7 protein-coding genes and 2 tRNA genes are annotated in these 6,159 nt (G+C 39.0%); 7 read left to right on the top strand and 2 right to left on the bottom strand.

Annotated features, from left to right (window positions below; genetic code table 11):
* Positions 1 to 29 precede the first annotated feature (29 nt).
* The 4 genes from E1176_RS08165 (at position 30) to E1176_RS08180 (ending at position 1,099) form a co-directional block, all read left to right on the top strand.
* Positions 30 to 118: transfer RNA gene (locus E1176_RS08165), tRNA-Ser, on the top strand.
* Between the two features lie 15 nt (positions 119 to 133).
* Positions 134 to 208 (top strand) — tRNA-Pro (locus tag E1176_RS08170).
* 97 nt (positions 209 to 305) lie between these two features.
* Positions 306 to 587 (top strand): GNAT family N-acetyltransferase, encoded by a 282-nt coding sequence (locus E1176_RS08175; RefSeq protein WP_155210121.1) that lies wholly within the window; start codon positions 306 to 308, stop codon positions 585 to 587.
* Between the two features lie 44 nt (positions 588 to 631).
* Positions 632 to 1,099 carry a DUF4920 domain-containing protein gene (locus E1176_RS08180; RefSeq protein WP_155210122.1) on the top strand — a complete coding sequence of 156 codons (468 nt, stop codon included), beginning with the start codon at positions 632 to 634 and terminating at the stop codon, positions 1,097 to 1,099.
* On the opposite strand, the gene E1176_RS08185 is transcribed toward E1176_RS08180, so the two are convergent.
* Together E1176_RS08185 and E1176_RS08190 are read right to left on the bottom strand one after the other, a co-directional pair.
* Positions 1,090 to 1,452 carry a hypothetical protein gene (locus E1176_RS08185; protein ID WP_155210123.1) on the bottom strand — a complete coding sequence of 121 codons (363 nt, stop codon included), beginning with the start codon at positions 1,450 to 1,452 and terminating at the stop codon, positions 1,090 to 1,092. The two genes, E1176_RS08180 and E1176_RS08185, sit on opposite strands and share 10 nt — an antisense overlap.
* Positions 1,449 to 3,887, bottom strand: coding sequence for a penicillin acylase family protein (locus E1176_RS08190; RefSeq protein ID WP_155210124.1), 2,439 nt, complete (start codon positions 3,885 to 3,887; stop codon positions 1,449 to 1,451). The genes E1176_RS08185 and E1176_RS08190 overlap by 4 nt, the downstream gene beginning before the upstream one ends.
* Positions 3,888 to 4,024: 137 nt before the next feature.
* On the opposite strand from E1176_RS08190, the gene E1176_RS08195 reads away from it, so the two are divergent.
* From E1176_RS08195 to E1176_RS08205, 3 genes are all read left to right on the top strand, one after another.
* Complete coding sequence (locus E1176_RS08195; RefSeq protein WP_155210125.1) at positions 4,025 to 4,570, top strand: KdsC family phosphatase; 546 nt, start codon at positions 4,025 to 4,027, stop codon at positions 4,568 to 4,570.
* Positions 4,571 to 4,573: 3 nt separating this feature from the next.
* The gene (gene kdsA / locus E1176_RS08200) at positions 4,574 to 5,410 is read left to right on the top strand and encodes a 3-deoxy-8-phosphooctulonate synthase (protein WP_155210126.1); all 837 of its coding nucleotides are present in this window, start codon (positions 4,574 to 4,576) and stop codon (positions 5,408 to 5,410) included.
* An 18-nt stretch (positions 5,411 to 5,428) separates the two neighbouring features.
* Positions 5,429 to 6,159, top strand: a 731-nt coding sequence (locus E1176_RS08205; protein WP_155210127.1) for a polysaccharide biosynthesis/export family protein, incomplete at its 3' end; no start/stop codon positions are given.

The following is a 6,159-nucleotide window of genomic DNA, read 5'->3' on the forward strand; positions in this document are numbered from 1 at the left end:
GAAGGATTCTTGTTACAGAGAAAATCCACGGAGAGGTGGGTGAGTGGCTGAAACCACATGTTTGCTAAACATGCGTACGGGTTAAACCGTACCGGGGGTTCGAATCCCCCTCTCTCCGCAGAATTTTGAGTTACGGGGTGTAGCGTAGCCCGGTCATCGCGCCTCGTTTGGGACGAGGAGGTCGCAGGTTCGAATCCTGCCACCCCGACTGAGTTGAAAAAAAGGTCACCATTTGGTGACCTTTTTTTGTATATGCTCGTATCTCACCTAAGTGAATTTTTATTTTTCAAATTTTATCTTAGGATATGGAAGTAAAACATAGGCAGACAGAATCAAAAGGCGCTTTCCTAATTGAAGTAACCAGCAATGTCGGTGCACAAATGACATACTCCAAGGCTGGCACTGATCGATTAATCATAGATCATACAGAAGTGTCTGAAGAATTGAGGGGTACAGGTGCGGGAAAGCAGCTTGTGATAGCTGCTGTAGAATATGCGAGAGCACATGATGTCAAGATAATTCCATTATGCCCTTTTGCTAAATCTGTTTTTGATAAAAATAAAGATATGCACGATGTGTTGGCATAATTGATACTTTTTTTAATTTCGATTGATTATAAAACTATTTATCTATGAAAAAAGCTGTATTTACACTATTAACAGGTATAATGTTAATTGCCTGTGCTAAAGAAAACAAAGTTGACTACTACGGAGCACAGATCACTACTGAAAATGCACTTAAAAGTGATCAGTTTATAGCTGAAATGTCAGATAAAGATTCTCTTCAGGTAAAAGTAGAGGCAACAATAATCGAGACTTGTGAGAAAAAGGGCTGCTGGATGACATTAGATATGGGTTATGGTAAAGAGATGCGAGTCACTTTTAAGGATTACGGATTTTTTGTGCCAACAGACAGCGTAGAGGGGCATAAGGTGATTATCGATGGACTTGCCAGAAGAACAACCACAGATGTGGAGACCCTTCGCCATTTTGCAGAAGATGGCGGGAAGTCAGAAGATGAAATCGCACAAATTACTGAACCAAAAGAAGAGATTACTTTTGTAGCCACTGGTGCAGCTATCTTGTCACCTCAGGAGTAATATTTACTAGATTTATTTTTACGGGTAAAGAGCATTCGGGCGGTCAGTCCGCCCATGCCCGCTACCAGCCCTCCAATAAAAGCGCTCAAAAGCGTTATTAGAATACTATTCATTGAAAATAGGGCAGCTACCTGGTCAGTAAGTATGGAATCTGTACGGCTATTGATGATAATAGCTACAATAGACCAAACGAGAAAAATAGCCAGAAAGCCACTAAAAAACGAGGACCACCCACTGGACTGAATGGCATAGTTTACAACAAATGCAACCACTGCCACAACCCAAAATGGTAACAGAAGTTGTAGTATATAACTGAGAACGGCAATTAGAATAACTTTTATTATAAATTTCATTCTGCTGAAGGGGCTAATGTTTGATTAAGTAATACGTCTTGAGCTGATTTTTGATTTTGCATAAAATTCAGTTTAAAAAATTTGCCATCCCGCCAAGCATCAAGCATGTTATCATAAGCAGGGTTACCTGGGTTTCCGGATTGACCACCAGGTATGACGGCCCATGCTTGCGGTGGTGATGTCATTTCTACAACAATTCTTTGAGAAGGCCCATGATTCCCTTTAGTGGAATTTACGACATCATCTTCTCCATTTACCTGTATATTTCTTCTACTAAATGCAGGAATTCTTGCCAGGTGAGTAACAGCTGTATGTTTATAATTACCCCAAGTAAGTTTTCCAGTATTAGATTCACTCCATTGAGCAAGACTCATTTTCATAGAATCATAACTCATTGCGATAATATCATTTAGAGTTTCTTTTCTGGAAGTAGCTTTGTTATCCTCAAATGAGCCTGGGATGCCGTTTTTGACTAAATAAATTGTTTGATAGTCGGTAGGTTGCTTGATTGCGATAGAGTCAATTTTCATTTCATCCCACAAAAGACTCTTAAAGTTGCTCCACCAACTAATAAAGGCAACAGGAGCATATTCTTGGTGGTCGTAAACATAGTCCCAGTTTCTTAAAGCCATATAGGTAGTGTCGGAGTTAAGTCCGTTTTTCTTAAGAGAATCAAGTAGGGTAGGGAGTATTTCCTGTGATAAAATGCCATAGCTATCCAACTGTAGTTGCATCATATCATCAGGCTTTATTGTTCCGCTATCGTAAGCGGCCAGGATTTTATTTATTCTTCTTCCTCTATAGTGATCGGGCCTTGCCCAGCCTTGCCAATAAGGATATATAGAATCTACAGAGTGCTGATTAGCTGAACTCACAAAACCACGGTCAGGGTTGTGTAAGAAAGCATAGTGATTGGTAGGAATGAATTCTTGCCACTCCATTACCTTTTGAGATCCATCTAAGATAAATCGACCCTGATCTTCAAATTTATTAGGCCATAGACCTTGAACTCGAATGGCTATGTCTCCGGATGTTGAAGCGAAAGCAACATGCTGTGCAGGAGCATCCCAATATTCTAAGGCAGTCAGATAATCCTGGTAGCTTTTACTCGTGTTTAAACCTAATAGAGCTTCTTGTACTCTCGATGGGTAGTGTCCGATCCATTTTAAAGCTAAATTATTCTCACCATCTTCTGACATAAAGTTGCGATCATAAACCACAGGTCCGTGATGTGTATATATTACTGAGTCGATTATCGTTTCGCTTCCTTTTACTTTTATTTCCTCAACCTTTAGGCTTGTCTTGAGTTTGGTGTCTTCATAGTAGTATTCTTTTCGGGATTCATCTGTAAATCTAATATGATACCAATCTCTCTCATCTCTTGACACATCTGTAAAAGCCCAGGCATTATTTTGATTAAACCCTGATACTATTCCCACATTGCCAGCTAAAGCAAAACCCATAGTATTATAATCGGGTGCACTTAACTCAATAAGAAACCATAGTGATGGTAAGTTGAGACCAAGGTGCATGTCACTAGCAAGAATTGGCTTACCACTTTCTGTTTTCCAACCAGACACCACCCAATTATTGCTGCCGTTATCTGGGTCTGGCATAGTGTGTACTTCAGAATAATAATTATTTGAAAGGTTGATGCTATCGGGAGTTTCGGTTACTTCTACTCCTTCGAATTCCCAGTTTTGAGCACTAGGAGCGATTGGGTCCATTGTAGCAGTATAGTTAGGGTATAACTTTTTAAAAATTTCTGCCCCAAAGAGATTATAAGCGTTTGTGTTTTCAAGATCCATATCCCAACCAGTTAGGTTATCGATCATATACTGCAATAGCAAAGCTGATTTAAGAGGCGTCCATTCTTCAGGCTCATAATTCAGTAATTTATATTCTAGAGGGTAGTCTTTATAAGAAAGCTCTTCGATATATTGATTTACCCCTTTTGCATAGTTTGTCACATATGCCCAAAGTTCAGTGTTCTCCTGCATAGAGTTTAATGACTTTTCAGCACCATATACCATACCTTTTCTTCTCTGAAGCTTGTCAAAGTCTACAGCTGCACTTCCAATAAGTTCTGATATTCGGCCCGAAGCAGCATAGGTTTGAAATTCCATTTGCCACAAACGATGCTGTGCTAAGACGTAGCCCTGGGCAGTGAATAAGTCGTTAGTATTTTGAGCGAATATATGTGGTATATACAATGAGTCATACTGTACCGTGACTGGTGCAGAGAGTCCATTTAGTTCAACAGATTCAGGGTAGGGCAGTGCAGAGTCTTCAGCATTTTGCCAGAAACCATGGAAAGGGTCAAGAAACTTACCCAATGGGGGAATGGGCGTGCCTTTAATATTCCAACCATTGTTGAGCGTGTAAATTAGAACTAAAGTGAATAGAAGAGTGAGAAAGAATTTAAAGAGCCTCATTTTTGATTATTGGATAGATTCATCAAGCTGAAAAGATAATATATTTTTAAGTTTCTACGAAAACATATATCTGGATAAATACTGTCATAAATAAGGTCAACAAAGAATAATCGTTATATCTTTGATCGATTTTATAAATGGAATCTATTCTAAAACAATATACAAAGGCTCAAATCGACCGGGCAAAAAATATCAGGGCATTGATCTTTGACGTAGACGGTGTTTTGACAGATGGTAAAATAACCTATACAGAAGGTGGAGATGAAATAAAGAGTTTTAATGTAAAGGATGGACAGATCATCAGACATTTGCGACTCAATAATTTTGTAGTAGGTGCCATAACCGGGCGTAGCTCAAAAATTGTTGCCAGGAGATGTGCCGAGTTAAAATTAGACTTTGTTTATCAAGGCACTGAAACCAAAAAAGCCAAGCTGAGCGAGATTCGTCAGAAGTACGGTTTAAAAGATGATGAGATCGCCTATATCGGAGATGATATTATTGATTTAAGTTTAATCAAAGAAGTAGGGTTGGGCATGGCTCCCATCGATGCTTTAGAATATGTAAAAGCTGAAGCTGATTTGGTGATTGAAAAAAGAGGTGGTGATGGTGTGGTAAGAGAGGCTGCAGATTTTATCTTAGCAGCTCAGGGGAAGTTGGACAGCATTTTAAATAGTTATTATTAGTTAATGGAAGTTTTTAAGGATACTGTAAACGTAACCGATCGCATAAAACTCGGTGGAGATAGGATGGTATTATTTTCTGGTCCATGCGCAGCAGAAAGTATAGATATCTGCCAAGAGGTAGCGGAGCAAGTGAGTAAAATTTGTGCTGATTTAGATATAGATTATGTTTTTAAAGCCTCTTTTGATAAAGCAAACCGAACCTCTGCTAATTCTTACAGAGGGCCTGGTTTAGTAGAAGGCCTTGAGATGCTTTCTTCAATAAAAGAAAAACTAGGTATACCTGTCATGACTGACATTCATGAAGCTAATCAAGCTAAAGAGGTAGCTGAGGTAGCAGATGTACTTCAAATACCTGCTTTTTTGTGTAGACAAACTGATCTTATTTTAGCTGCAGCCGAAACCGGCAAACTTGTAAAAGTTAAAAGAGGGCAATTTATGGCACCTGAGGATATGAAATATGCCGTAGATAAAGTAAAAAGTGTTGGAAATGACAATGTATGTCTCACAGAGCGAGGGGTATCTTTTGGATATCATAACCTTGTGGTAGATATGAGAGCTTTGCCGACTATGCGTCAGTACGCCCCTGTTATTTTTGACGTGACTCATAGTGTACAACAGCCAGGTGGGCAAGGGGGAACTTCTGGAGGACAAAGACAGTTCGCTCCATTTCTGGCGAGAGCTGCAGCCTCAACGGGTGTTGATGGATTTTTTATAGAAACTCACCCAAACCCTTCTTTTGCAAAGAGTGACGGGCCAAATATGATACCTCTCCAGGAAATGCAAGCATTCTTGAGTATGTTAAAAGAGGCTTGGAAGCTTGGAAGGCAATATGTTAATTAGTGGATATTTTTTAAACTGATGATAAGATTTATAATCTATTTTGTTTTAGCAGGACTAATATTTGGGGCGTGTGTGCCAAGTAAGAAATTAGTATATCTTCAGCATGAAGATGAGTTAAAACATTTAAATGCAATTCCTACTGATAGCGTGCTCCGAACGCATTCCATGGCAATTCAAGAATATAGGATTCAACCTTTGGACCTTCTATCTATTAATTTTGAAAGTATTACGGCTGAGGAATATGATTTTTTTTCCAAACTTAATCCTCAAGGTAACCAAGGCGTAGGTAACAACCTACTTTTACGCGGTATCTTGGTCGATACTGAAGGTAATATAGAATATCCCGTAGTGGGTAAAGTGTATGTATCTGGCTTGACCGTATTTGAGGCGCAATCGAAACTTCAGAATTTAGCAAACCAATATTTAAAAGATGCTGTAGTACGTATTAGACTTCTAAACTTTAGATTTACTGTATTAGGAGAGGTTAATGTAGAGAAAGTGGTTAATGCACCAAACACCAGGGTAAATATGATGGAAGCGATTGGCCTGGCAGGAGGTTTTGCTGAACTAGCTGATAGAAGTAGGGTAAAGATTATAAGGCAAAAAGGTAATACCTCGGAGATATTTTATGTAAATCTGTTGGAGGAGGATTACCTTCGTTCTCCTAATTACTTTGTGCAGCAAAATGATGTGATCATTGTACCACCACTAAAACAACGTACTTTTAAAAAATACTTTGCTTCTAATCT

It is taken from the genome of Fulvivirga aurantia (assembly GCF_009711475.1).
Classification (GTDB): domain Bacteria; phylum Bacteroidota; class Bacteroidia; order Cytophagales; family Cyclobacteriaceae; genus Fulvivirga; species Fulvivirga aurantia.

Coding starts and splice junctions, on each gene's coding strand:
- E1176_RS08175 (WP_155210121.1), top strand. CDS start 306: ATGGAAGTAAAACATAGGCAGACAGAATCAAAAGGCGCTTTCCTAATT.
- E1176_RS08185 (WP_155210123.1), bottom strand. CDS start 1,452: ATGAAATTTATAATAAAAGTTATTCTAATTGCCGTTCTCAGTTATATA.
- E1176_RS08190 (WP_155210124.1), bottom strand. CDS start 3,887: ATGAGGCTCTTTAAATTCTTTCTCACTCTTCTATTCACTTTAGTTCTA.
- E1176_RS08195 (WP_155210125.1), top strand. CDS start 4,025: ATGGAATCTATTCTAAAACAATATACAAAGGCTCAAATCGACCGGGCA.
- kdsA (WP_155210126.1), top strand. CDS start 4,574: ATGGAAGTTTTTAAGGATACTGTAAACGTAACCGATCGCATAAAACTC.
- E1176_RS08180 (WP_155210122.1), top strand. CDS start 632: ATGAAAAAAGCTGTATTTACACTATTAACAGGTATAATGTTAATTGCC.